The sequence below is a fragment of the Microbacterium cucumeris genome (assembly GCF_058349845.2).
This window is the reverse complement of sequence record NZ_JBYRIZ020000001.1, coordinates 774,390-799,809: the sequence shown is the minus strand read 5'-3', so window position 1 is coordinate 799,809 and position 25,420 is coordinate 774,390. Positions and strand designations below refer to the sequence as shown.

23 protein-coding genes are annotated in these 25,420 nt (G+C 70.0%); 16 read left to right on the top strand and 7 right to left on the bottom strand.

The genetic code is table 11. The features are described from left to right. Positions 1–18: 18 nt before the first annotated feature. Positions 19–1,098, top strand: coding sequence for a 1-deoxy-D-xylulose-5-phosphate reductoisomerase (gene dxr, locus AC3RXZ_RS03980; protein WP_243224982.1), 1,080 nt, complete (start codon positions 19–21; stop codon positions 1,096–1,098). Positions 1,099–1,180: 82 nt separating this feature from the next. Here the strand turns inward: dxr and AC3RXZ_RS03975 are convergent, their stop codons facing one another. The 3 genes from AC3RXZ_RS03975 to AC3RXZ_RS03965 all read right to left on the bottom strand — a co-directional run bounded on the left by AC3RXZ_RS03975 (position 1,181) and on the right by AC3RXZ_RS03965 (position 4,424). Then, positions 1,181–2,767: a Mur ligase family protein gene (locus tag AC3RXZ_RS03975; protein ID WP_491493233.1), complete on the bottom strand. Its 1,587-nt coding sequence runs from the start codon at positions 2,765–2,767 to the stop codon at positions 1,181–1,183. A 307-nt stretch (positions 2,768–3,074) separates the two neighbouring features. Further along, a complete protein-coding gene (locus AC3RXZ_RS03970) occupies positions 3,075–3,737 on the bottom strand; it encodes a YcnI family copper-binding membrane protein (RefSeq protein ID WP_491493232.1) in 663 nt (220 codons plus the stop codon). Positions 3,738–3,854: 117 nt separating this feature from the next. Further along, positions 3,855–4,424 carry a hypothetical protein gene (locus AC3RXZ_RS03965; protein ID WP_491493231.1) on the bottom strand — a complete coding sequence of 190 codons (570 nt, stop codon included), beginning with the start codon at positions 4,422–4,424 and terminating at the stop codon, positions 3,855–3,857. 60 nt (positions 4,425–4,484) lie between these two features. Between AC3RXZ_RS03965 and AC3RXZ_RS03960 the strand changes: the two genes are divergently transcribed. From AC3RXZ_RS03960 to AC3RXZ_RS03945, 4 genes are all read left to right on the top strand, one after another. Next, positions 4,485–5,801, top strand: a complete 1,317-nt coding sequence (locus AC3RXZ_RS03960) for a M50 family metallopeptidase (RefSeq protein ID WP_491493230.1) — start codon at positions 4,485–4,487, stop codon at positions 5,799–5,801. Positions 5,802–5,890: 89 nt separating this feature from the next. After that, on the top strand, positions 5,891–6,283 hold the full coding sequence (locus tag AC3RXZ_RS03955; protein ID WP_243224987.1) for a YciI family protein: 393 nt from the start codon (positions 5,891–5,893) through the stop codon (positions 6,281–6,283). Beyond that, complete coding sequence (locus AC3RXZ_RS03950; protein ID WP_491493229.1) at positions 6,280–6,711, top strand: YciI family protein; 432 nt, start codon at positions 6,280–6,282, stop codon at positions 6,709–6,711. Before AC3RXZ_RS03955 ends, AC3RXZ_RS03950 begins: the two co-directional genes overlap by 4 nt. Next, complete coding sequence (locus AC3RXZ_RS03945) at positions 6,708–7,901, top strand: RNA polymerase sigma factor (RefSeq protein ID WP_491493228.1); 1,194 nt, start codon at positions 6,708–6,710, stop codon at positions 7,899–7,901. Before AC3RXZ_RS03950 ends, AC3RXZ_RS03945 begins: the two co-directional genes overlap by 4 nt. A gap of 343 nt (positions 7,902–8,244) precedes the next feature. Here the strand turns inward: AC3RXZ_RS03945 and AC3RXZ_RS03940 are convergent, their stop codons facing one another. Next, on the bottom strand, positions 8,245–10,116 hold the full coding sequence (locus AC3RXZ_RS03940) for an anthranilate synthase family protein (RefSeq protein ID WP_491493227.1): 1,872 nt from the start codon (positions 10,114–10,116) through the stop codon (positions 8,245–8,247). A gap of 212 nt (positions 10,117–10,328) precedes the next feature. Here AC3RXZ_RS03940 and ispG point away from each other — a divergent pair, with 212 nt between their 5' ends. The 4 genes from ispG to AC3RXZ_RS03920 are packed head-to-tail and all read left to right on the top strand — an operon-like array spanning position 10,329 to position 13,275. After that, complete coding sequence (gene ispG / locus AC3RXZ_RS03935) at positions 10,329–11,459, top strand: flavodoxin-dependent (E)-4-hydroxy-3-methylbut-2-enyl-diphosphate synthase (RefSeq protein WP_491493226.1); 1,131 nt, start codon at positions 10,329–10,331, stop codon at positions 11,457–11,459. Between the two features lie 7 nt (positions 11,460–11,466). Continuing rightward, positions 11,467–12,075 (top strand): SIMPL domain-containing protein, encoded by a 609-nt coding sequence (locus AC3RXZ_RS03930; protein WP_243224992.1) that lies wholly within the window; start codon positions 11,467–11,469, stop codon positions 12,073–12,075. 13 nt (positions 12,076–12,088) lie between these two features. Continuing rightward, positions 12,089–12,421, top strand: a complete 333-nt coding sequence (locus AC3RXZ_RS03925) for a nuclear transport factor 2 family protein (protein ID WP_491493225.1) — start codon at positions 12,089–12,091, stop codon at positions 12,419–12,421. Beyond that, positions 12,421–13,275 carry an alanyl-tRNA editing protein gene (locus AC3RXZ_RS03920; protein WP_491493224.1) on the top strand — a complete coding sequence of 285 codons (855 nt, stop codon included), beginning with the start codon at positions 12,421–12,423 and terminating at the stop codon, positions 13,273–13,275. The genes AC3RXZ_RS03925 and AC3RXZ_RS03920 overlap by 1 nt, the downstream gene beginning before the upstream one ends. A gap of 199 nt (positions 13,276–13,474) precedes the next feature. Here the strand turns inward: AC3RXZ_RS03920 and AC3RXZ_RS03915 are convergent, their stop codons facing one another. After that, positions 13,475–14,986, bottom strand: coding sequence for an HNH endonuclease signature motif containing protein (locus AC3RXZ_RS03915; RefSeq protein WP_491493223.1), 1,512 nt, complete (start codon positions 14,984–14,986; stop codon positions 13,475–13,477). Positions 14,987–15,151: 165 nt separating this feature from the next. Between AC3RXZ_RS03915 and AC3RXZ_RS03910 the strand changes: the two genes are divergently transcribed. Then, a complete protein-coding gene (locus AC3RXZ_RS03910; RefSeq protein WP_243224996.1) occupies positions 15,152–15,637 on the top strand; it encodes an HIT family protein in 486 nt (161 codons plus the stop codon). Between the two features lie 33 nt (positions 15,638–15,670). Here AC3RXZ_RS03910 and AC3RXZ_RS03905 read toward each other — a convergent pair whose 3' ends face one another. Continuing rightward, a complete protein-coding gene (locus AC3RXZ_RS03905) occupies positions 15,671–17,086 on the bottom strand; it encodes an RNB domain-containing ribonuclease (RefSeq protein ID WP_491493222.1) in 1,416 nt (471 codons plus the stop codon). Positions 17,087–17,137: 51 nt separating this feature from the next. Between AC3RXZ_RS03905 and AC3RXZ_RS03900 the strand changes: the two genes are divergently transcribed. Together AC3RXZ_RS03900 and AC3RXZ_RS03895 are read left to right on the top strand one after the other, a co-directional pair. After that, positions 17,138–17,908, top strand: a complete 771-nt coding sequence (locus tag AC3RXZ_RS03900; RefSeq protein WP_491493221.1) for an isocitrate lyase/PEP mutase family protein — start codon at positions 17,138–17,140, stop codon at positions 17,906–17,908. A gap of 40 nt (positions 17,909–17,948) precedes the next feature. After that, the gene (locus tag AC3RXZ_RS03895) at positions 17,949–19,703 is read left to right on the top strand and encodes a proline--tRNA ligase (protein WP_491493220.1); all 1,755 of its coding nucleotides are present in this window, start codon (positions 17,949–17,951) and stop codon (positions 19,701–19,703) included. Between the two features lie 5 nt (positions 19,704–19,708). On the opposite strand, the gene AC3RXZ_RS03890 is transcribed toward AC3RXZ_RS03895, so the two are convergent. Further along, on the bottom strand, positions 19,709–20,680 hold the full coding sequence (locus AC3RXZ_RS03890) for a potassium channel family protein (RefSeq protein ID WP_491493219.1): 972 nt from the start codon (positions 20,678–20,680) through the stop codon (positions 19,709–19,711). Between the two features lie 119 nt (positions 20,681–20,799). On the opposite strand from AC3RXZ_RS03890, the gene AC3RXZ_RS03885 reads away from it, so the two are divergent. The 4 genes from AC3RXZ_RS03885 (at position 20,800) to AC3RXZ_RS03870 (ending at position 25,404) form a co-directional block, all read left to right on the top strand. Continuing rightward, entirely contained in the window at positions 20,800–21,816 is a 1,017-nt protein-coding gene (locus tag AC3RXZ_RS03885; RefSeq protein ID WP_243225001.1) for an LOG family protein, read from the top strand. Positions 21,817–21,905: 89 nt separating this feature from the next. Beyond that, complete coding sequence (locus AC3RXZ_RS03880; protein ID WP_491493218.1) at positions 21,906–23,960, top strand: PhoX family protein; 2,055 nt, start codon at positions 21,906–21,908, stop codon at positions 23,958–23,960. 148 nt (positions 23,961–24,108) lie between these two features. Next, entirely contained in the window at positions 24,109–25,095 is a 987-nt protein-coding gene (gene nusA / locus AC3RXZ_RS03875; protein ID WP_243225003.1) for a transcription termination factor NusA, read from the top strand. A 54-nt stretch (positions 25,096–25,149) separates the two neighbouring features. Then, complete coding sequence (locus tag AC3RXZ_RS03870; protein WP_249223112.1) at positions 25,150–25,404, top strand: YlxR family protein; 255 nt, start codon at positions 25,150–25,152, stop codon at positions 25,402–25,404. Positions 25,405–25,420: the final 16 nt, after the last annotated feature.

Sequence of the window (25,420 nt, the reverse complement as noted above, 5' to 3'; positions counted from 1 at the left end):
GGCGCGTAGGCTGGCGGCATGCGTCGCGTCATCGTCCTCGGCTCCACAGGCTCCGTCGGCACTCAGGCGCTGGAGGTGATCCGCGCGAATCCGCGCCGCTTCGAGCTGGTGGGTCTCGCGGCCGGATCGAACGCCGAGCAGCTCGCGCAGCAGGCGGCCGAGTTCCGTGTGGAGGACACCGCGCTGGGCGCGGAGGCCGCGCAGCAACTGGTGCGCGACGTCGAGGCCGACGTCGTGCTCAACGCCATCACCGGATCGATCGGACTCGGGCCGACCCTCGAGGCGCTCAAGGCGGGTCGGACGCTGGCTCTGGCCAACAAGGAGTCGCTGATCGTCGGCGGCGATCTGGTGCTCGCCGCAGCGTCGGAGGGGCAGATCGTCCCGGTCGACTCGGAGCACTCCGCGCTCGCCCAGGCCCTGCGATCCGGCCGGAAGGACGAGGTCCGCCGCCTGATCGTCACGGCCTCTGGCGGGCCGTTCCGGGGGCGTCGGCGCGACGAGTTGGCGGATGTCACCCCGGCCGAGGCGCTCGCGCATCCCACCTGGGACATGGGGCGCGTCGTCACGACGAACTCCGCAACCCTCGTCAACAAGGGCCTCGAGGTCATCGAGGCGCATCTGCTGTTCGATGTCGACTACGACGACATCGACGTCGTGGTGCACCCGCAGTCCATCGTGCACTCGATGGTGGAGTTCATCGACGGGTCCACGATCGCCCAGGCCTCACCGCCGGACATGCGCCTGCCGATCTCCCTCGGGCTGGATTGGCCCCACCGGGTCGGCGGCGTCGGGCGTCCGATGGACTGGACCACCGCCGCGCAGTGGACCTTCGAGCCCCTGGACGACGACGCGTTCCCGGCCGTCGCGCTGGCCAAGGCGGTGGGACGAGCCGGCTCGACGTTCCCGGCCGTCTACAACGCCGCGAATGAGCAGGCGGTCGACGCGTTCCATGAGGGGCGTCTGCCGTTCCTCGGGATCGTCGACACGATCTCCGCCGTGGTGGACGCGCATGAGCCGCCGGAGACGCTCTCGGTCGCCTCTCTGCACGAGGCCGAGCGCTGGGCACGCGAGCGCGCCGACCGGATCATCGCCTCCTGATCGCCTCGCCGAACGGCGGCGCGCGACGGCTTACGTGTCGACCTGCGGGATCGCGCGCGGCGCTGCGGCGGGCGATCCCGCTTCAGGCGACGGGCCAGCCGGCGTCCTGCAGCGCCTGTCGCGCCAGGGTGCGGGCGGAGAACGGGGTGCGCACGCCGTCGATCTCGCGATAGTCCTGGTGTCCGGGGCCCGCCCAGAGGATGGCATCGCCCTCGCCGACCAGTGAGACTGCCGTGCGGATCGCCTCTTCGGGAGCCGCCACCTCGAGGATCCGGGCCGCGGTCCCCGCCCCTCGTGCGCCCTCGAGGAGAGCGGCGCGGATCGGAGCAGGCGCTTCGTAGCGCGGGTGGTGGTCGGTGACGACCACGATGTCCGCCCCTTCGGCGGCGACCCGTCCCATGACGGGACGCTTCAGCGTGTCGCGGTTGCCCGAGGCGCCGAACATCATCAGCACGCGCCCCGGCGTCACCTTCCGCACGGCGGCGAGCGTCTTCTCGAACGCATCGGGTGTGTGCGAGAAGTCGACGTACACCGCCGGGCCCGCGGAGCCCGAGACGAGCTCTGTGCGCCCGGGGAGTGCGGCGTCGATGCGGCCGTCCCGGTTCAGCGCCTCCGCGATCCGGGCGAACGGGTATCCGCCCTCCACGAGCATCGCGATCGCGAGGGCCGCGTTGGCGGCCATGTGGGCGCCGATCACGGGGATCGACGTCGTCAGCGAGGCGCCGTCGGGGGCGCGGACGGTGAAGGTCGATCCGCGCTGGTTCTCCTCGTCGAGGTGCACGGTCCAGTCCGCGGTGGCCGCGGCATCCGGGTCCTTCGCCAGCTGCGGGGCGCTGACCGTGACCACCGGGATCTCCGATCGGCGCACGACCTCCCATCCGGACGCCGTGTCGACGCACACGACGCCGCGACGCGCGCGATCCGGGCGGAACAGCGCGAGCTTCGCCTCGAGATAGGTCTCCATGTCGCCGTAGTCGTCGAGATGGTCGTGCGTGAGGTTGGTGAAGCCCGCGACATCGAACACGATGCCGTCGACACGATGCCGGGACAGTGCCTGGGCGCTCACCTCGACCGCGACGGCCTGTACGCCGCGTTCGCGCATGAGGGCGAGCAGAGCGTGCATCTCGGACGACTCGGGGGTCGTCAGGCGCGAGACGATGCTCCGACCGGCGATGTGGCGTTCGGCCGTGGAGCTCAGTCCCGTGACCACGCCGAGCTGGCCCAGGATCCCCTCGAGAACATGGGACGTGCTCGTCTTGCCGTTCGTCCCCGTCACGGCGAAGAGCTCGGGCATGTCGCGGTCCGTGCCGTACAGCCATGCGCTGATGTCGCCGAGTGCGGCGCGCGGATCGTCGGCGATGAGGACCGGCAGGCCGCTGGATGCTGCGATCTCCGCGCCGTCGCGGTCGGTGAGGACGGCGACGGCGCCCTGCTGAGCGGCCTGCGTGGCGAATTCCGCTCCGTGCCGGCGGGCTCCGCGGATTCCGACGAACACCTCACCGGAGCGCAGATCCGCGGTCGCGAGGGAGATCCCGCGCACCACGACGTCGTCGACATGGCCTCGCACGGCGAGATCGAAGCGGGCGGCGAGCTCGCTCAGCGGATGCCGGGGAGGATTCTCCGGACGCAGGACGGGTGGCAGCGGAGCGGACTCGGGTTCTGTGGCCATGACGAGACCAGTTTCTCACGCGGGCGCCGGTGCCTTCCGATCCGGATATCGAAGTCGGCGTTCCGGCGGACGGACATGGCCCGGTACTCCTGCCTGCCGAGCGCCGTGACGGCGGATCGTCCGGTGAGCTCACGTCGTTGCAGGGGGCGACAGCAGGGCCGCGTCCGGTCGGGCAACGGATCGTGCGGATACCCCGGTTCGTCCGCCCGGTGCCGAAGGCGGCGGGGACGACGGTTCGCGGCGCGCGGCGCGCCAAGGTTCGGGCTGCGGTGCGGGCCGGTCATCGGAGGACCGGCCCGCACGCGCATCAGGAGCTGCGGCGCCGGTAGGCCAGGATGGCGACGATCAGGCCGGCGACCCCGGCGACGAGACCGCCGGCGCCGAGCGCGACGGCGAGGGGATCGCCGGTCGCCGCCTCCGCATCCGTCGCGGATCCGGATGCCGCATGCTCGCCGTGTCCGTCCTCGCCGTCCGACTCGCCGGCGACGAGCGCCACCACCGGGGCCGGAGCGTCCAGATCATGCGGATCCTCGCCGTCCTCGGCGAGCTCGACCCATTCGTTGGCACCGGTCTCGCAGATCTGCTCCACGGGGAAGGCCAGCGTTTCCGCCGCATCCTCTCCAGGGCGGACCTGCATGCTCACGGCACCGCGCAGATCGCTGGGCACGGGCGTCACCGCGGTGTACGTCACGGTGTCGACGAGTCCGTCGTCGCCGCGTTCCACGGCGATGCCCCAGCCGGAGTCGACGCTCGGGGAGACGGAGGCGAGGCCGTCCGGCATCGTGATCCGCAGGGCGGTCGTGGGGGAGTTCTCGCAGCCGTGGGTGAACGAGAAGGTGAGGACCGTCGCCTCGTCGGCGGCGAGGGAGTCGGGTGTCACGCCGACGTGCGCTGACGCGAGGGACGGGGCGGCGACGGCGAGGCCGGTGCCGAGGATGACGGCGAGGACGCCGCGACGGCTGAAGGACATGAGTGTTTCTCCTGAGTCTGATCTGCGTCACCGCGGGCGCGGTGACGTCGTCTGCCGGCTTCCGGCGGGCACGCACATCGGGCACTTCTCCGTGAGGGGACGTGCGGGAGGCGCGGATCAGAATCGGGGAGGGCCGCGTCGGCTGACGGTCTCGGACAGAGGCGTCAGCGTGCTCGCGAGGACGGGAGCGATCGGGGCGGGACGGACCCGCGCGAGCACCGGCGGCGTCGGCAGGGTGCGCAGCAGCCGTGCACGCGCCCAGCGGGCGATGCCGCGCAGGATCCGCTCCCCGTGCCAGATCAGCAGCGCCGTCCCGATCGCCGCGAGCAGGTGCGACACGAGCATGGGCGCATCCGGAGCGGCCGCGGCCACGACCGGTCCGAGGACGACGAGGTGATGTTCGTGCCCGACGGACGGTGCGGCGCGGTCGGTCAGCGTGCCGCCCAGCACCTGGAACAGGACGTGGAAGACCACCTGCGACACGAGAACGGTGAGCACGGTGCGCACAGCGGACGGACCGCGACCGATCAACGCGGCGGCGAGCGGGATCAGCAGCACCGAGACGGCCGCGACCAGCAGTGGATGCGGCGGCATCCCGCCGCCGATCGTGTGCGAGACGGCGGCGAGGACGGTCGCGGCGGAGGACGCCGCGGCCGCGCGCTTCAGTCGCAGCTGCCGGGAGGTCACCCCACGAGTCTATGCGGCGGACTCAGCGGATTCCTCGCCGCAGGCCAGTACGGTGATCTGGTGGAAATCCTGCTCTACGTGGTCGGCATCCTCTTCATGCTCGTCGGCCTCGGTGTATCGATCGGGCTGCATGAGGTCGGCCACCTCGTCCCGGCGAAGCTGTTCGGCGTGCGCGTGGGGCAGTACATGATCGGGTTCGGGCCTCGACTGTGGTCCCGGCGGATCGGCGAGACCGAATACGGATTCAAGGCGCTGCCGCTGGGCGGGTTCATCTCGATGTCCGGCATGTATCCGGCATCCACGGACGACCGGCCCGCTGGAGGCGTCTTCCGCACGCTGATCCAGGACGCCCGCACGGCGAACGACGAGACCATCGCGGCAGGGGAGGAGGATCGGGTCTTCTACCGGCTGCCGGTCGTCAAGCGCATCATCGTGATGCTCGGCGGCCCGGTCATGAATCTCGTCCTCGCGATCGTGATCTTCACGGTCCTTGCCTCCGGGATCGGCCTGCAGCAGGGGACGACCACGATCGCCTCCGTCTCGGAGTGCGTGCTGCCCGCCGGCACCTCCCAGACCGAATGCGCGCCCGGCGATCCGATCGCGCCCGCAGCGGAGGCCGGCATCGAGCCCGGTGACGTGCTCGTGTCGATCGACGGCACCCCGGTTTCGACGTTCGAGGAGGCGACGGAGATCGTGCAGGCCTCCGCCGGCGAGACGCTCGACGTCGTCGTCGACCGGGACGGCGAGCAGGTCACGCTGGCGGTCACGCCGATCGCGGCCGAGCGCACGCTGACGGATGCCTCCGGGCAGCCCCTTGTCGACGAGAACGGCGAAGAGCTCGTGGCCGAGGTCGGCTACGTCGGCATGGGATCGCAGATGGGGTTCGTGCCGCAGCCGCTGAGCACCGGCTTCGAGATGACGATGGAGACGGCCGGACGGGTCACGAGCATGATCGCCACCCTCCCCGTGCGACTGTGGGATGTCGCCGTCTCGACCTTCACCGGCGGGGAGCGCGACCCGGAGGGACCGCTGAGCGTGGTGGGCGTCGGTCGGCTGGCCGGAGAAGTCGCGGCCACGGACGCGCCGGTGCTCAACCGCTTCGCCGTGCTGCTGAACCTGCTCGGCTCGCTCAACGTCGCGCTGTTCGTGTTCAACCTCATCCCGCTGCTGCCGCTGGACGGCGGACACATCGCCGTCGCGATCTGGGATGGGATCCGCCGTGGTTGGGCGAAGCTGTTCCGTCGTCCGCCTCCCGCGCCGATCGACGCGACCCGGCTGGTGCCGCTGACGGTCGTCGTCGCCACGCTGCTGATCGCCATGGGGGCTCTGCTGCTCATCGCGGACCTGTTCAACCCCGTCGACCTGCTGGGCGGGTGAATCTCCCGGCGGTGTCGAGAATCCGGTTGTCCGTTCGCTGATTGCATGGGACGGTCGAGTGACCGTCTGCCGCGACAGAGAGGATCACCATGAAGTACGTCCTGATGTTCACGTCCCAGCCCGAGCTGGACCGCACTGTCTCCCCGGAGCGCAACGAGGAGCTCCTGACCGAGATCTACCGCTGGTTCGAGACCAACGCCGCCGTCATCGCGGACGGCGGGGCCGCGCTGCAGGACCCGCCCACGGCCAAGACCGTCCGTGCCGGGGACCCGTCGCCGGTGGTCGTGGACGGGCCGTTCTCGGAGGCGAAGGAGGTGATCGGGGGCTTCTCGATCATCGACGTCCCCGACATGGACGCCGCCGTCGCGCTGGCGCGCACCTGGCCGGAACTGACCCTTCCCGGCAAGGCGGTGGAGATCCGTCCGATGTTCGAGGACGAGGAGCTGTTCGCCGACGTCGCCGGAGAACAGCCGGCGCCATGAAGTACGTCCTGATGTTCGCGTCGACTCCGGCGCTGGATGCGGAGGCGGACGTCGGGGTCGCGGATGCGGTCTACCAGCGGATCTACGACTGGTTCGCCGCGAACTCCGCCGTCATCGTGTCGGGCGGAGCCGAGCTGCAACCCGTCGTCACGGCGACCACCATCCGTGCGGCGGAGGGCCGCCCGCTGGTCGTGGACGGGCCGTTCTCGGAGGCGAAGGAGGTGATCGGGGGCTTCTCGATCATCGACGTCCCCGATCTGGATGCCGCGATCGCCCTCGCGAAGACGTGGCCGGTGCTTGATCTGCCGGGGACGTCGCTGGAGATCCGGCCCGCTGTCGAGGATTACAGCCGGTTCGAGGACGACGGCGGTTCCGCGCCCGTCAGCGGATCGGAAAGCGGCCAAGGACGGGCGGGGCTCGCCGGATGAGCGACCAGGCGCTCGCCGCGGCCGTCCGTGACGAAGCCGGACGCATCGTCGCGGCGCTCGCCCGATCCTTCGGGAGCTTCGACATCGCCGAGGAAGCCGTCTCCGCCGCCGTCGAGGAGGCGCTGCGCACCTGGCGGGCGAAGGGGGTGCCGCCGCGGCCGGGCGCCTGGCTCGCCGCGGCGGCACGCCACGACGCGCTGGATCGTGTGCGGCGCGAGCGGCGCTATCGCGACAAGCTCGCGCTCGTCGCCGCCGCGGATCCCGCACCCGCTGACACGGGTCCGGATGAGCGGATCCCGCTGCTGTTCGGCTGCTGCCATCCGGCGCTCGCCGCAGAGGCGCAGCTCGCGCTGTCTCTGCGTGCGGTCGTCGGCCTGACCACCCGGCAGATCGCGCGGGCGACGCTCGAGCCGGAGGCCACGGTGGCCCAGCGCATCTCTCGTGCCAAGCGCAAGATCACGACGTCAGGTATCCCGCTGAGGATCCCGGAGGGTGCCGATCTCGCTGAGCGGCTCGATGTGGTGCTGACGATGGTGAGCGTGATGTACGACACGGCTCATCTGCGCCCGGGAGAGGATGCCGGCGCCGATCGCGACGTGGCCGACGACGCGCTCTGGCTCGCGCGCGTGATCGCCGAGGCGCTGCCCGCGCATGCCGAGGCAGCGGGACTGCGGTCGCTGCTGCTGTTCCACCGCGCCCGCGAGGGCGCCAGGGCCGTCGACGGAGACCTGGTCCCGCTGCCGCGGCAGGATCGCTCCCGGTGGGATGCCGAACTGCTCGCGCAGGCGCGCGCGGAGCTGGAACGGGCCGCCGCGCTTCACCGACCGGGCCGCTGGCAGCTGCAGGCGGCGATCGCGGCCTGCCATGCTGATGCGCCCGCGTCCGCCGACACCGACTGGCCGCAGATCCTGGTGCTGTACGACCTGCTGCTCGCGCTCGACCGGTCGCCGCTGGTGCGTCTGAACCGCGCTGTCGCCCTCGGCGAGGTCGCCGGTCCCGAGGTCGCGCTGGCAGAGCTGGACGGTCTGCGCTCACGGCTCGGGGAGTACCACCTGTGGCACGCCGTCCGCGCGGAGCTGCTGCGGCGCGCCGGTCGCGTGACGGAGACGACTGATGCCGACCGTGAGGCGCTGGCGCACACAGCGAACGAGGCCGAGCGTCGGCTGCTCGCACGCCGCCTGGCGACCTGAGCGGCCGGGCCAGCTCCCGAGCGGGTGCCGCAGCCAAGGTCTGCACGGCTGGACCGAACGCAGGGCGACGCGTCCGCGTCCGCTCATGACGCACGGTCGTCGGTGGGCGCCTCCCCGGGCGGAGCACCGTCGGCTCGGCACGGCTCGTCCGAGTGAGGCCCGATCCCGTACACGTCGGTCAGCTGGCGTCGTCAGCGTGTCGGCGGAGTTGCTCGGCCTGTGCGGCTGGTCGGTGTGCCAGTCAGGTGATGTCGGTCAGCGCGCTCCGGTAATACAGCAGACGCAGCAGAGATAGTCGGAGCGGCTGGTGCACGGTCCGGCCGACCCGTGCCCGCGCCACCGGTCAGCTCAGCGCGTGCGCGACAAGGCGCTCCAGTGTGCGGATGCCGTCGCGGGACAGGATCGATTCCAGGTGTCCCTGGATGCTGGCCAGACGCAGCCCGCGCAACGCGAACACATCGCCCGTCACGGCATCCGCCGATACCTCGACGTCGCCGACGCGCGTCGTCCCCGGCGTCACACGGGCCGTGAACGTGTTGTAGAACCCGATCGACGCGTCTTCGCCGAACACCCGCACGACCTTCTGCAGGCCCTGGTGGGGGCTGTCCAGCGGGACGAGGTCGATCCCGAAGCCGTCCGCCAGGATCTGGTGGCTCAGGCAGACAGCCAGAAGCGGTCGCCGTTGCGCGCGGCGGCGCGAGACCAGCTCTCGCATCCGAGCGACGCGCGGGCTGGACTCGTCGCGCGGGTCACCAGGCCCGGGTCCGGCCACGACGAGGTCGGCGGCATCGGCATCCGACTCCGTCGTCTCGTGCCAAGCCAGGATGCGGACGTCGAGTCCGAGGTGGCGCAACTGGTGGGCGAGCATGGTGGTGAAGCGGTCCTCGGCATCCACGACGAGCGCTGTCCGCCCCGCGAACGGGCCGGAGGAGCCGTCCGACTGGGGATTCAGCCAGAACTCCGCCAGTCGCGCGTTGCGCGAGGCGAGCAGCGAGGCGACTTCGGGATCGGCGGCGAGGTCGACCGGCGCAGCCGGCGCATCGGCATCCGCTGCCTCGTCGCGGTCGATCGCGCCGATCGCCCCGAGGACGCCCGCCGCCTTGCCGTGCGTCTCGCTGACCTCGCCGTGCGGGTCGGAGTGGCGCACGAGGGTCGCTCCGACGGGAACGCGCAGCGCGCCGTCGTTCGCGTACACCGTGCGGATGAGGATCGGTGCGTCGAGGTCGTGACCGCCGTGCGCGTTCGGGGTGAACAGCGCCGCGACTCCCGAGTAGTAGCCGCGGGGCTTCTGCTCGTGGCGGCGGATGACCGTGCAGGCGTTCTGCATGGGAGAGCCGGTCACGGTCGGCGCGAACATCGTCTCGCGCAGGATGTCGCGCGGGTCGAGCCGGCTGGAACCGCGGAGCATGTACTCGGTGTGCGTCAGGCGAGACATCTGCTTGAGGTGGGGGCCGGTGATGCGCCCGCCGTCGGAGCAGACGGCGCTCATCATCTTGAGCTCCTCGTCGACGACCATGAACAGCTCCTCCGTCTCCTTCGTGGAGGAGAGGAACTCGACCAGGGACTCCTTGGTCGCGCCGCCTGCCGGATGCCGGAACGTGCCGGAGATCGGATTCATCGTGACGATGCCGTCCTGCGCCACGACGTGCGCCTCGGGGCTCGCGCCGACGAGGATCTGTCCGGGGGTGATGACGGCGAAGGTCCAGTAGGCCCCGCGCTCGTGTTCGAGAAGCGCGCGGAACCAGGTCAACGCCGCGGTGCGGTCGTCGCCTTCGAAGCGGGCGATGTAGTCGCGTCGGATGACGAAGTTCGCGCCCTCGCCTCGCCCGATCTCCTCGGCGATCACGCGCTCGACCACGGCGGCGTAGTCGTCGTCCGAGATGTCGAAGCCGGCGCCGTGCAGGGTGATCGGATCGTGCGGCAGCGACGCGATGAGCTCTTCCGCGGGGAGGTGCTCGTGGCGGTCGACGATGATGCACCGCAGCGGCGTCTCGTCCTCCCGTGCCTCGAATCCGCGTTCGCGCACCTGGCGGTACGGGACGAGCGCGAAGACCTCCTGCGGTGCCCCGCCCGCGGTGCCGTCTGAGGTGAGCGGGATGTCGGCGAGCAGGTCCACGTCGACGACCTCGCCGGTCAGCAGCTCGACGGTGTCGGCGCCGTCGCGGGCGATGAGGACGAAGGACGCGCTCGGGTCGGAGGCGAGCGGGGTGATCATCGGTGTCTCCTGAGGATCGGGCATCCGGCGCGACTCAACGAAAAGACCGCCGGCGACGGCGGTCTGGGTCGTGGGAACGCGAACACACCGCCTAGGAGGCGGGCCACCACGTGCGGTTCGCGAGCATGCGCTGAAACTATCACACTGCGTGTATCCAGCCTCGCCACGTTTCGGCCGCGTAACCTGGAGGGGTGCCAGCAGTCAATCTTGGGATGCCTCGCGTCCCCGAAGTCCTGAGCCCGCGCCGCAAGTCCCGCCAGATCAAGGTGGGCAAGGTGCTGGTCGGCGGCGACGCCCCCGTCAGCGTCCAGTCGATGACGACCACGAAGACCACCGACATCAACGGCACGCTCCAGCAGATCGCCGAGCTGACGGCGTCCGGCTGCGAGATCGTGCGCGTGGCGGTGCCGTCCCAGGATGACGCCGATGTGCTGCACATCATCGCCAAGAAGAGCCAGATCCCGGTGATCGCGGACATCCACTTCCAGCCGAAGTACGTGTTCCAGGCGATCGACGCCGGATGCGCGGCGGTGCGAGTCAACCCCGGCAACATCCGCAAGTTCGACGACCAGGTCGGCGCGATCGCCAAGGCCGCGCAGGATGCAGGAGTGTCGCTGCGCATCGGCGTGAACGCGGGCTCCCTCGACCGGCGCCTCCTCGAGAAGTACGGCAAGGCCACGCCGGAGGCGCTCGTGGAGAGCGCCGTCTGGGAGGCGTCGCTGTTCGAGGAGCACGATTTCCACGACTTCAAGATCTCCGTCAAGCACAACGACCCGATCGTGATGGTGAAGGCGTACCGGCAGCTGGCCGAGCGCGGCGACTGGCCGCTGCATCTCGGCGTCACGGAGGCGGGGCCCGCCTTCCAGGGCACGATCAAGTCGGCGACGGCCTTCGGCATCCTGCTGGGCGAGGGGATCGGCGACACGATCCGCGTCTCGCTGTCGGCTCCGCCGGCGGAGGAGGTCAAGGTCGGTCATCAGATCCTGCAGTCGCTGAACCTGCGGGAGCGCAAGCTCGAGATCGTGTCCTGCCCGTCGTGCGGTCGGGCCCAGGTGGACGTGTACACGCTCGCCGAGAACGTGACGGAAGGGCTCAAGGACATGACTGTGCCGCTGCGCGTGGCTGTCATGGGCTGCGTCGTGAACGGGCCCGGTGAGGCGCGCGAAGCGGACCTCGGCGTCGCATCAGGGAACGGCAAGGGGCAGATCTTCGTCAAGGGCGAGGTCATCAAGACGGTTCCGGAAGACGACATCGTGGCCACCCTGATCGAGGAGGCGAATCGCATCGCCGCCGAGATGGGTCCGGATGCTCCGCTCGGCACCGCCCAGGTCATCACGGCGTGAGACCGGCATGACGACGATCACGGTCGACGGGCTCGGCGAACGGCACCTCGCGGCCGAGAGGGTGACGCTGACCGCGCGGGTGGCGATCGCGCATCGTGACCGACCCGAGTCGATCGCGCAGGGGACAGCGGTGCACGCCAGGCTCGCTCGCGAGGCGGCGAGCCTGCGCGAGACGGGAGCGGCCACGTGGCACTCGGTCGATCCGCTCAGCACGAACGTGCGGACCTGGACAGACAAGGACGGCCGGAAGCACCAGGATCACGTCACCGCCGGTGCGGTGCGGATCAAGCTCGGCCGGCTCGAGGTCGTGTCCGACGTCGTGGCAACGTTGAGCGCCCTGGGGGCGACCGTGTCGCCGTCCTGGGCTCTGACGGAGGCGACGAAGCTCCGGGTCACGCGGGATCTACGGGGCGTCGCGGTGCGCGATGCGCGGACGAAGGCCGACGACTTCGCGGCCGCGCTGGGCGCGGCGGTCGGTCGTGTGACGGCGATCCGAGAGGCTCAGCAGGCGGCTCCCGTGGGTGTGCGCGGGGCCGGTGGCGGGGCGCCGGATGATCTGACGATCCCCGAGATCACCGTGCGCGTCGCGGTGACCGGCGAGTACGAGACCGACTGAATCAGGAGGCCTGATGTCCGAAGCAGCACTTCCCGCGCCGGTGCAGGCGCTGGTCGACGCGATCAACGATGCGGACACGGATGCGTTCGTCGCCGCCTTCACCCCCGAGGGGTTCGTGAGCGATTGGGGAACGGTCAAGGCGGGGCCGAGCGGTGTGCGCAGCTGGGCCGATTCGGATGCCATCGGGGCCGGAGCCAGGATGACGGTGCTGTCCGCCGAGACCGAGGGCGACACCACGCGGATCCGCTTCGCATGGGCGAGCCGGGTCTTCACCGGGGAGTCGGATGGAGTCTTCGTCGTGGACGGCGGCCTGGTCGCGAGCTTCACCATCCCGCCGGGGCACTGATGGACGCGACGCAGGTGGACTTCGGAGCGGTGGAGTCGTCTTCCACGGTGCTCCGCGTGGAGCGGATGCCGCGGCCTCTGGTGGTCGTCGAGGAGACGCCGTTCCATCCTGTCGACCACACGTGGCCCGATCAGCCGGGCGACAGCGGGACGATCACCGGAGCCTGGGGCTCGGCCGTCGTCACGGAGGCCGTGATGGCAGCGGTCTCGGACGAGGGCGTGTTCGCGGTCGGGGAGGAGATTCCCGTGAAGCGCGGTGCGGACGGATGGACGTGGCTCGTCGGGCACGTGCTGGCGGGCGAGGTGCCGGTCGGGCTCGTCGAGGGCGTTGCGGTCACGCTGTCGGTGGATGCCGGTCGGCGCGCGGGTCTGAGTCGTGGACACACGGCGTGCCACCTGGCGTCGCTGGCGCTGGATCTGGCGGTAGCCGATCTGTGGCGCAAGGACCCGGGGGCGGATGCTCTGGGGACGCCGGACTTCGAGGGGCGCTCCAACCAGTCCAGCCGCATCCGTGAGGACGGCGCGGTCGACGAGTATCGACTCGGGAAGAGTCTTCGCCGTGCCGGGTTCGACACCGAGTCGTTCGGGGCGACGCTCGCCGAGCGCGAGGATCGGATCAACGCGCAGCTGTCCGCGTGGGTCGCTGCGGGGGCGTCGAGCCGCGTGGTGGCGGAGGGGCCAACGATCGTGGACCGGCGGCGGTGGGAGTGCGAGCTTCCCGAGGGCGTGGCGTCGATTCCGTGCGGTGGAACGCATGTGCGTTCGTTGTCCGAGTTCACCGCGATCTCGGTGTCTCTTGATCTGTCCGACCCGCAGCTGCTGGTGATGACGACGACCGTCGTGCCGTCGTCGTAGTCGAGTCGGTTCCGCGGACGCTGGATCTCAGCGCGCGCCGAATCTGTCGGCGCCGTTGACAGCCGGGTCGTGCCCAGAGGCGGCAGAACCTTCTCGTGCTGCCGTGGACTCGCCCGGTGGCGCCGACAGGCGTGTCGTGCCCGGGAGGCGCCGGGACCTGACCCGCTTCCTCCACCACCGGTGGCTGAACCGACCGTCTTCACGCGGCGGGGCGGAACCGTTTCGGCGGCGGGGCGAGGTCTGCGAAGGCGTACCGCAGATGGAGGCGTGGCGGCAGATCGTACGTCTTGCCGCTCGGATGATGGAGTACGAAGTCGTCGGTGCCGTCCCGGGTGATCCGCCATCCTCCGTTGTGGAGCTGCATGTGGTGGAAACGGCAGAGCAGAATCCCGCGATCGATGTCGGTGCGTCCGCCTCGGGACCATTCGTCGATGTGATGCGCTTCGCCGTAGGAGGCGGGGCGGTCGCAGTTCTTCCATCGGCAGCCGCCGTCGCGAATGGCGAGAGCGATGCGCTGCCTCGGCGTGAACAACCGGTGCTCGCGTCCGACCTGAAGAGGATTGCCGAGCGCATCCGCGATGATCGGCAGCGCCCCGGTGTCGCAGACCTGCTGCTCGACAGCCGACCGGGGAAGGGAGACGAGACCGTCCTCGGTGTGCGCGGACCGGTGAACGCCTTCGGCGCCGACGGTCTGCACGATGCGGACGCCGGCCTGCTTGACGCCGAACACGGTGGCGGATTCGGCAGTCGCGCCGGCATGGATCAGGTCGATCATCAGGTCGTACGCGAGTTGCTCGTTGGTGCGCGGATCCTCGATGAGTTCCTGTGCTGCCTGTCTGTCGGCTTCGTCGACGAAGCGGGGGCCGCCTCGCCGAGGTCTCAGCGCTGCGTCGTGGATACTCCGAATGAGCGCGTAGCCGTGTTCGTCGTAGACGGTCGATGAATGATGCACGCCGTCTCGGTCGGTCCACATCCGGAAGGACCGGGCGTTGTGACGTTCCTGGTACCGACGTTCGGCGCCATCGGGATCGAGCATGTCGCGCAGTGAACGCGCGGCTGATCGGAGCTCCTCCAGCGTGCGATGGGCTGATTCGGTGACGAGGTCCTCGGTGGCGACGAGCCATGCCTCGTGGACCGCTGCCGTGTCGGTCATGAGTTCCGCACCGTCCGGCGCGCCGCGCGGCGGCGCGTCCAGTCCGCGGACGATCGCGTCATGCTGCGCCGTGGAGATCCGCCCGGCGAGCAGGGCATCGTCAGCCGGAGCGTGCCAGGGGCGAGTCGGTGCATGCCCCGCCGAAGACGGCTCCTGATCCCCCGAACCGTCGACAGCAGGAGGGACGGCTGCGCCGTCCTGTGCCGGATGATCGACGGTCTCGAGGAGCGTCGAGCCGACCCGGATGCGCTGCGTCGCATCGGCCCGGGAGCCGCCGGTGAGCTCCTGCAGCAGGTCCGCGGGTTCGCGGTGCCCGCGTGACTGTGCGAGACCGCCGTGTCCGGCAGATCGATCCGAGCGTGCCGCGATGATGCCGGCGCCCAGCGTGGCCACCCTCTCGACGCACCTCGACAGGGCTGCCGCGGCGCGCATCACCTCGACGAGATCGTCGTCGCTCAACGCCCGCAGTGATCCGGCCAGCTCCTCTACCGCTGCATCTTCACCGAGCAGACACCGCAGAGCGGTGATCTGCTGGTCGATCTCGGTGAAGAAGTTCATACCCTCATGATGCTGCGGGCCTCCGACATTCGAACGTGGATTCGATTCGAATCCGACGTGATCCGATAACGGATGGATAACGAGTGGCGGCTGATTGACTGTACCCATGCAGACCGTCTGGCTCAGCCGTCCCGATGCCTGCTACGGAGCGACGGAGCGGTGACGATGGCAGCGATCTCACACCAACCCGCCGACTACGACTGTCCGTTCTGCCGTCTGCAGCAGGGAGGATTCGACGAGCGGAACCAGCCGACCGACGTCGTGGCCGTCACTGAGCGCGCCTACGCCCGGATCGCGCCGAAGTGGTGGCCGGGCAATCCCGGTGCGGTGCTCGTCATTCCACGAGTGCACGTCGAGAACCTGTACGACCTCGCGCCCGAGGATGCGGCCGCGGTGTGGTCGCTGACGCAGCTCGTCGCCCGCGGCATCCGTGCGTCTTACGACTGCGCGGGCGTCTCGATCCGGCAGCACAACGAGCCGGCCGGGGGCCAGGACGTCTGGCACCTGCACGTCCACGTCTTCCCCCGGCACGAGGGAGACCGGCTGTATCAGCGTCACGACGAGGCGATGTGGGTGCCGAGCCGAGATCGCGAACCGTTCGCGCAGACATTGCGAGACATTCTGCGGCTGCCCCACGAGCTCAGCGGGTGACGAATCAGGAGGACCGTTCTCGACCCACGCCCTTCACAGCGCGAACTCCACCTCGCCCTTCGCGATGTCGGCGCGCACGAGCCGCAGCGAGACCGCGTCGCCCGGCACGGCTCCGGCGGGCAGGGGAGCGGATGCCGTGACCGCCGGCTCGGCGATCTGGACGGTGGCCCGATCCTCCCTGACCGCGATCACCGTCGCGTCGAGGCGCTCGCCGACGCGCGGCGAGAGCAGCGCCGCCTCGACGCAGTTGATCGTGTCGGCGTTCAGGCGCGATGCGCGCTGAGAGGAGGCGCGCATCAGCTCGGGCAGCTCGGCCAGCGAATCCCGGGCCCAGGCCGGGGCATCCTGCCCGTTCGAGACGGCGAGGCAGATCGCCAGCGACCAGCGATCCACGAGCCGCCTCAGGGGCGCCGTCGCGTGCGCGTACGGCGCCGCGATGGCGGCCTGCTCGATCCCGTCGGGGACGCTCCCGTCGAACACCTCGTACCCGGCTCCGCGGAACAGCGTCGATGCCGCCTCCAGCACGGGAAGGGTCAGCGGATCCGAGCGGTCCAGGCTCCGCAGGTACTCGCCGTAGCCGCCGGAGGTCCACGGCCTCCCCAGCGCCTCGGTCTGGTGCCGGAACGCGTCGAAGGCCGCGGCGTCCGGCTCCGGCATGGTGCGCAGCACGCCCACGCCGGCGTCGATCATGAGTGTCGCGGCCGCCATGCCCGTCATCAGCGACAGCTGCGCGTTCCAGTCCTCCACGGGCAGCGGGTGACGCCGGACGATCGAATACGTTCCGTCCGCAGCGCGCAGCACCTCCTCGTCCGGGACGTTCAGGCTCGCGCCACCGCGCTCGCGCTCGAGGTCCTGCCGCAGCCCGCCGATCACCGGCAGCAGTGCCGCGGGTGAGTCCTCTCCGGCGGCGAGCGCCTTCTGGACGCTCGTGTACTCCAGCTGCGCGCGGGATCGGATCAGTGCGCGTTCCAGGCGGAAGCCGTCGACGGCTCCCGCCTCGTCCAGCCTGAAAGTCCACACCAGCGCGGGGCGCTCGACGTCCGGCAGCAACGAGGCGCGGTCCTCGCTCAGCGGACGCGGGTGCAGCGGGATCGACCCGTCTGCCGCGTAGAGGGTCTGACCGCGCTCGCGCGCCGCGGCATCCAGCGCTCCACCGGGGCGGACGAACGCCGGGACGTCGGCGATCGCGTATCGCACCTCGAATCCGTTCCCGCGTCGCGCCAGATGGAACGCCTGATCGAGATCCCTCGAACCCGCGGGATCCAGCGTCGCGAACGGCACGTCTCGCAGGTCGACCTCCGGTTCCGGAGCCGCGGACGCGGATGCCTCGGCCAGCGCCTCCGGCGAGAACTCGACCGGGGCGTCCAGAGACGCGCGAAGTGCGGCGAGCGCTTCGGCGAGCTCGCTCTGCGCGACGGAAGGGGCGACATGTGCGCGACGCTGAGGCATGCTTCGAGACTAGTCAGGCCCACTCGCATCGATGGGCATTAGCGTGGACGCATGACCGTTGCTGAGAAGGCCCAGACCCTTGTCGATCTCCACCGCGCCCCCGGTATCCTGCGCGTCGTGAACGTCTGGGACGTCGTGTCCGCCCAGGCTGTCGCCGCGCTCCCCGAGACCGCCGCCATCGCCACCGCCGGCCATTCCATCGCCGCCACGTTCGGCTATGCCGACGGAAGCATCCCGCGCGAGCTCATGCTCGACATGGTGTCGCGTATTGCCGCGGCCGTCGAGGTGCCGGTGTCGGCTGACCTCGACGACGGCTACGGGGACGCCGGCGAGACCACCCGTCTCGCGATCGCGGCGGGAGTCGTCGGCGCGAACATCGAAGACCGGCTGAAGCCCCTCGCCGAGTCGGTGGCGGATGTCGCCGCGATCGTCGCCGCGGGGGAGGCCGAGGGAATTCCGTTCGCCCTCAACGCGCGCACCGACGCGTTCGTGCGCGCCGGCGACCGTCCGGTCGCGCAGAGCATCGCCGACGCGATCGAACGCGGTCGTGCTTACCTCGACGCCGGTGCGACGACCGTGTTCGTGCCGGGCGTCCTGGACGCCGAGGTGACGGGCCAGTTGGTCGCGGGCATCGGAGAGAACCGCATCAGCGTGATCGGACTGCCCGGCGCACTGACCGCGGCGGAGTACGAGGCGCTCGGTGTCGCCCGGATCTCGTACGGTCCGATGACGCAGCGGGTCGCGCTCACGGCGCTGCAGGACCTCGCCTCCAGCCTGTACGCGGACGGAGCCATTCCCGAGGGGACCCGCGCCCTGAACTGAGCCGGACGGACGGGTGACCGCAGGTCACTAGACTTGGGCCGTGGTCACTCGTCTCTCCCGCTTCTTCCTCCGCACGCTCCGTGAAGACCCCGCCGGCGCCGAGGTCACCAGCCACAAGCTGCTGATCCGCGCCGGGTACATCCGACCGCAGGCGGCCGGCATCTTCGCCTGGCTGCCGCTGGGCCTGCGCGTGAAGGCGCGGATCGAGACCGTCATCCGCGAGGAGATGACCGCGGCCGGTGCGCAAGAGGTGCATTTCCCCGCGCTCATGCCGCGCGAGGCGTACGAGGCGACCGGTCGCTGGGAGGAGTACGGCGATCTGCTGTTCCGTCTGCAGGACCGCAAGGGTGGCGACTATCTCCTGGCGCCGACGCACGAGGAGGCCTTCACGCTTCTGGTGAAGGACCTCTACTCCTCCTACAAGGACCTGCCCCTCACGATCTTCCAGATCCAGGACAAGTACCGTGACGAGGCGCGTCCTCGTGCCGGCCTCCTGCGCGGCCGTGAGTTCACCATGAAGGACGCCTACTCCTTCGATTCCTCGGATGCCGGGCTGGACGCGTCCTACATGGCCCAGCGCGACGCCTACGAGCGCATCTTCCAGCGCCTCGGCCTGGAGTACGTGATCGTCCAGGCGGATGCCGGTGCGATGGGCGGATCCCGCAGCGAGGAGTTCCTCCACCCGACCCCTGTCGGCGAGGACACGTTCGTCCGTTCCGCGGGCGGATACGCGGCGAACGTCGAGGCGTTCACGACTGCGGTGCCCGACCCCGTCGATTTCTCGGATGCGCCGGCGGCGACGATCTTCGATTCTCCCGACACCCCGACCATCGAGACGCTCGTGGCGCACGCGAACGCCGTGCTGGACGGCGAGTACACGGCCGCGGACACGCTGAAGAACGTCGTGCTCGCCCTGACGCACCTCGACGGCACCCGGGAGCTCGTCGTCGTCGGGATCCCCGGCGATCGCGAGGTCGACGAGAAGCGCGCCGAAGTCGCGTTCGCTCCGGCCGAGGTCGAGACCGCGACCGCCGAGGACTTCGAGAACAACCCCCTGCTCGTACGCGGGTACATCGGCCCGTGGTCGCCCGCGGGCGCCGTCCTGGGTGAGGAGTCCGCGACCGGCATCCGCTATCTCGTCGATCCCCGGGTGTCGGAGGGCACGCGCTGGGTCACGGGCGCGAACATCGATCAGAAGCACGCGCACTCGGTCGTCGCCGGGCGCGACTTCTTCGCCGACGGCGTCGTCGAGATCGCGAACGTGCGAGACGGCGACCCGGCCCCGGACGGCTCCGGACCGGTGGAGCTCGCACGCGGCATGGAGATCGGCCACGTGTTCCAGCTGGGACGCAAGTACGCCGAGGCCCTCGGCCTGAAGGTCCTCGACGAGAACGGCAAGCTCGTCACTGTGACGATGGGCTCCTACGGAATCGGTGTGACGCGCATCCTGGCGATCATCGCCGAGCTCAACAACGACGACAAGGGACTGATCTGGCCGGCGTCCGTCGCGCCGTTCGACGTGCACGTCGTCGCTGCCGGGCGCGACCAGGCCGCGTTCGACGTCGCGGAGCAGGCCGCCGCACGTCTGGAGGAGACCGGACTCGAGGTGCTCTACGACGACCGTCCCAAGGTGTCGCCCGGTGTCAAGTTCGGCGATGCCGAACTGGTCGGCGTTCCGCGCGTCCTCGTGGTCGGACGCGGGGCGGCCGAAGGCCAGGTCGAGCTGTGGGATCGCCGTACGGGCGAGCGCGAAGCACTCGCGCTCGACGACGCGATCGCGCGCCTGACTGCCTGATCGGGTCAGTGCTCCCCGGCTGAGGGGTTCTCCTCCGCAGGCCCTCCGCGGCGTTCAGCTACCATCCGCCGGAGCTCGGCCGTGAGCTGCTCGGCGCGCTCCAGCAGCTCACGCAGCCGGTCGTCCGCGTCCGCCGCGTCCGCTCGCCGCCCCGCGGAGACCCCGACGGCGACGGCACCGGACGCGGCTCCCGCCGCGACCCCGGCGGCCGCCGCATGTCCGGCAGCTTCATCTTCATTCGCACCGTCGGCGGGGTCGGACGTCTTCTCGGTCCGGTCCGGTCCGGCCTCTGTCTTCCCGGACGGCCCGAGGAACAGATTCGCGAGGTAGCCGGTGAAAGTTCCGAAGATGCCGACTCCCACAACGATGATCAGCACTCCGAGCAGGCGTCCGGCCTGCGTCACCGGATACTGATCGCCGTACCCGACCGTCGCGATCGTGACGATCGTGTACCACAGCGCATCGGACGCGGTGGTGATGTTGGCGCCGTCGGCATCCTCCTCGACCGCCAGCACCGACAGGCTGCCGAACTGCAGCACGAGGATGCCGAGCAGGAGCAGGGTCATCAGGGTGCTGTTGGCGCGATCCTGCACTAGCGTCGTCGCGATGCGCTTCGGGCCGAGGTCGCGCATCAGCCGGAGCACCCGCAGCAGCCGGAACACCCGCAGCACCTTCAGCTGAGGGAACGGGAGGCTCGCCAGCAGATCCGCCCATCCGAACCCGCGGAAGAAGTAGCGCCAGGGCGCTGTCGAGGTCGCCATGCGATACACGAAGTCGATCAGGAAGATGACGCTGAAGACGCCGTTCATCACCGCCAGCACGACCTGCATGGCGGTGTCGCCGTGCAGGGCGTAGACGAACACCAGGTTCATGATCGACAGCAGGGACAGGATGCCGATGAAGATCTCGTACGCCGGATTCTTCAGCTCGGTGCGCGCCCGGCGCCTGGCCGCGATCCGGTCCCTGATCCCGCCCATGAGGCCGCTCCCTCCGCCGATGTCCCGCTGTGCCGCGAGCGGAACCATTCTGGAGCACCACCCCGCTCGGCGCGCGTGCTCTCACCCGGACGGGTGAGCCTGCATGTCAGAGTAGAACCATGGACGAGCTGACGACCCGGATCGATGAACTGCTGGACGAGGCGGGCATCACGTCGAGCCGCGCACTGATCACCCGCATCCTGCTCTCCGGCATCCAGCTGGGGCAGGATCGCACCGATCGGCTCGACCTCAAGATCGCCTCGTCGGCGCTGAGCGAGATGCGCGACGCGTTCCGCCTGTTCCAGCCGTACTCGGACGTGCCGAAAGTGACCGTGTTCGGTTCGGCCCGCACGCGTTCGGAGGATCCGCTGTACCGGTCGGCCCGCGGAGTCGCGACGGAGCTCGCCGAACGCGGATGGATGGTCGTGACCGGTGCCGGCCCCGGCATCATGCAGGCCGCGGCCGAGGGGGCGGGGGAGAAGATGGCTCTCGGCGTGTCCATCCGCCTGCCCTTCGAGGAGAAGCCGAACGCGGTCGTCGCGAAGGACGCCCACTCCGTCGAGATGAAGTACTTCTTCACCCGCAAGCTCATGCTCGTGAAGGAGTCGAGCGGATTCATCTGCCTGCCCGGCGGCTTCGGAACCATGGACGAGATGTTCGAGCTGCTCACTCTTCAGCAGACCGGCAAGGCCGAGCCGACCCCGATCGTCCTGCTGGATGCTCCGGGCGGCACGTTCTGGCAGGGGCTCGAGCGGTTCGTCGTCGAGCAGCTGATCCCGGCCGGCGTGATCTCCCCGGACGACTTCGATCGCGTCCTCGTCACGGATTCTCCCGAGCAGGCGGTGACGAGGATCACCGGCTTCTGGCGCAACTACGATTCCCTGCGGTGGGTGGACGACGTCCTCGTCCTTCGGCTGAAGAACACCCCGACGGATGCCGAGATCGAGGCGCTGAACGTCGAATTCGCGCCGTTCGTGGCCTCGGGCCGGATCGAGCGGAGCGATGCCCTTCCCGCCGAGGTCTCGGATCGCGACCGCGTGCATCTGCCGCGCATCGCCCTGCGCCTGCGGCAGCGGGAGGTGGGCGGCCTCTACCGCCTGATCGACGCGCTCAACGCGCTGCCGTCCGCGGACTGAGGAAACGCGGCATTCAGCGACCGTTCACGCGGACGTCATCGGATGCGAGGAAGGTGGCGCGGGCAACAGCATCTGATCTCGAAGGACCGATGATGAGCCTGACCGACATCCCCCGCCGCTCCCTGCCGATGGCCCCGCACGTGAGCGGCAAACGCTCCGCCGTGACGTGCGAGCTCAAGTGCGCCAACGCCTGCCTCGGGCCCGAGTGCAACACCTCGCAGAACGAGCACTTCCGCACGATCGCCTCGGCCGTGTTCTCCCGCCGCGCGCTGCTGGGGATGGGGGCCGCCGCGGTCGCCATCGCGGTCGGCGTGGGCGACGGCGCCCCCACCTCCGCACCGGTCGCCGCCGGTGCGTCCGGTCCTGGGGCGTCCTTCGGGCGGCCGGGGCGGGGCCGGCTGCCGTTCGAGGCGATCGCTCCGGTCCCGGCCGAAGTGGATGCCTTCACCGTGCCGCGCGGGTACGACTGGAGCCCTCTGATCCGCTGGGGCGACCCGCTCTTCTCACGGACGCCGGCCTTCGACATCGCCGCGCAGACGCCCGAGGCGCAGGCCGAGCAGTTCGGCTACAACAGCGACTACCTCGACATCATCCCGGATCCGAGCGGGAAGACCGGCGTGCTGGTGAACAATCACGAGTACGTCAACCCGGGACTCATGTTCCCGGCCACTTCGGACGCCGCCGAGCTGCGACGCCGCGGCGACATCTACAAGGCGGCCCAGGGACTCTCCGTGGTCGACATCCGCCGCCGTCGGACCGGCCGGCCGTGGAGCTACGTGGTGGACGGCCGCCGAAACCGCCGCATCACGGTGGAGACGGTGTTCGAGCTGACCGGTCCGGCCGCGGGCTCCGATCTGGTGAAGACCGCCGCGGATCCCGAGGGTCGCTGGGTGCACGGCACGCTCGGCAACTGCGCGGGCGGAACGACGCCGTGGGGCACGATCCTGTCCGGCGAGGAGAACTTCAACGGCTACTTCGCCTGGGCGGCGGACACCCCGGAGCAGAAGCGCTACAGCTCGTCGAGCACGACTTCGACCTCCACCGGGTGGGAGACCTACGACCCGCGCTTCGACGCGCACGACCCCGCATACGTGAACGAGCCCAACCGGTTCGGGTACATCGTCGAGATCGACCCGCAGGACCCGACCTCGACGCCGCGCAAGCACACGGCGATGGGGCGCTTCAAGCACGAAGGAGCGAACGTCCGCGTCGCGGAGGACCGCCGGGTCGTCGCGTACATGGGCGACGACGAGCGCAACGACTACCTGTACAAGTTCGTCTCGAAGAACCGGATCTCGGGGTCCCGCAAGAAGAACCTGCGTCTGCTGAGCGAGGGCGATCTGTACGTCGCCCGCTTCACGGGCGACTCGCCGGCCGCCGAGATCACCGGCACGGGGCAGCTGCCCTCCGACGGCGCCTTCGACGGCTCGGGTGTCTGGATCCCGCTCACCCAGGGCGGAAAGAGTGTCGTCCCCGGCTTCAGCACCGAGGAGGTCCTGGTGTACACGCGGCTCGCCGCGGACGCCGTCGGCGCGACCAAGATGGATCGCCCGGAGGACGTCGAGCCGAACCCCGTCACCGGCAAGGTGTACGTCGCGCTCACGAACAACTCCGCCCGCAGCGCGGTGGACGAGGCGAACCCGGTCGCGGGCAACCGCTACGGTCACGTGCTCGAGATCACGGAGACGGCCGGCCAGAGCGGAACCACGTTCGGCTGGAGCGTCCTGCTGCTGTGCGGCGACCCGAACACGTTCGGGAACGCGTACTTCGCGGGCTTCCCCAAGGACAAGGTGTCGCCGATCTCCTGCCCGGACAACCTGGCCTTCGACTCTCACGGCGACCTGTGGATCTCCACGGACGGCCAGCCGGGCACGATCGGATACGCCGACGGCCTGTTCAAGGTCCCGCTGAAGGGCTCGGAGCGCGGACACGTGCAGCAGTTCCTCGCCGTCCCGCGGGATGCCGAGACCTGCGGCCCGGTGATCCACGACGAGGACGGACTGGTGTTCGTGGCCGTGCAGCACCCCGGCGAGGACGGCACGTTCGACGCGCCGCGTTCGCTCTTCCCGGACTACGGCTCCACTGCGCCCGGGGATGTGGCGACGGCCCCGCGCCCCTCCGTCGTGCAGGTGCACCGGGCCTGAGGCCTCCTGCCCTCCGGTGCGCCGCCGCTCTCCGCCGGCGCACCGGAGGGCGCTGCGCATCCGCCGGCTCGGCTCAGGGACGCCGGTTCCGGTATCCTGGTCGGATGCCCGCGGATGCCGCGGATGAGAGCTGAACAGGGAGGCCGCCATGGATATCGAACTCGGACTGCTGCGCGGGATCGAGAAGGAGAAGGCGATTCCGTTCGACGAACTCGTCGCGATCATCGAGCAGGCCGTGCTGACCGCCTACGGCAAGCACATCTCCGAGGACGGAGCGGTCCCCGCGGGCGTCCGCGTCGAACTCGACCGCAAGACCGGACACGTCGCCGTCCTCCAGCCGGTCACGGACGACGAGGGCGCCGTCATCGGCGAAGAGGATGCCACTCCCGACGACTTCGGCCGCATCGCCGCGTTCGCGGCCAAGCAGGTCATCAGCCAGCGGCTGCGCGACATCGCGGACGACGCCGTGCTCGGCGAGTTCCGCGGCAAGGAGGGCGACATCGTCGCCGGTGTCATCCAGCAGGGCCCCAACCCGCGGATGATCCACGTCGACCTGGGCTCGGTCGAGGCGATCCTGCCTCCCGAGGAGCAGGTCCCCGGCGAGGAGTACTCGCACGGATCGCGTCTGCGGGTCTACGTGACCAGCGTGGCCAAGGGGCTGAAGGGTCCCCAGATCACCGTCTCCCGCACCCACCCGGGCCTGGTGCGCAAGCTCTTCGCCCTCGAGGTCCCCGAGATCGCGGCCGGCCTGGTCGAGATCGTCTCGCTCGCGCGCGAGGCCGGGCATCGCACGAAGATCGCCGTGAAGGCGAACGACCCGTCGATCAACGCGAAGGGCGCATGCATCGGCGAGCTGGGCCGTCGGGTCAGGGCGGTCACGGAGGAGCTCGCGGGGGAGAAGATCGACATCGTCGACCACAACCCCGACCTCGCCACGTTCGTCGCGAACGCGCTGTCGCCCGCCAAGGTGACCAGCGCCTTCGTCCTGGATGCCGGCACCAAGGCCGTCCGCGCCCTCGTGCCGGATTACCAGCTCTCGCTCGCGATCGGCAAGGAGGGGCAGAACGCGCGTCTGGCCGCCAAGCTGACCGGAGCGAAGATCGACATCCAGCCGGACAGCATCCTCGACGAATGATCTCGACCGCCACGACCGGCCGGCGTCGCTCGGGCATCGGCACCGAGGTGTAGGATGGAACCCGTACGAACGTGTGTCGGTTGCCGCGCACGTGCCTCCCGGTCAGACCTCCTCAGGGTGGTCGCCCAGGACGGCGCCCTCGTCATCGATGAGCGCGCGGTGCTTCCGGGACGCGGCGCGTGGGTGCATCCGGAGCCGGATTGCCTGGACAAGGCATTGCGGCGCCGGGCCTTCGCGCGAGCACTTCGTGTCGCAGCCGAGCTCGACACGCAGACCATCGAACAGTACTGCCAGCAGAACAAAGGCTGAACGGCTATGGAAACAA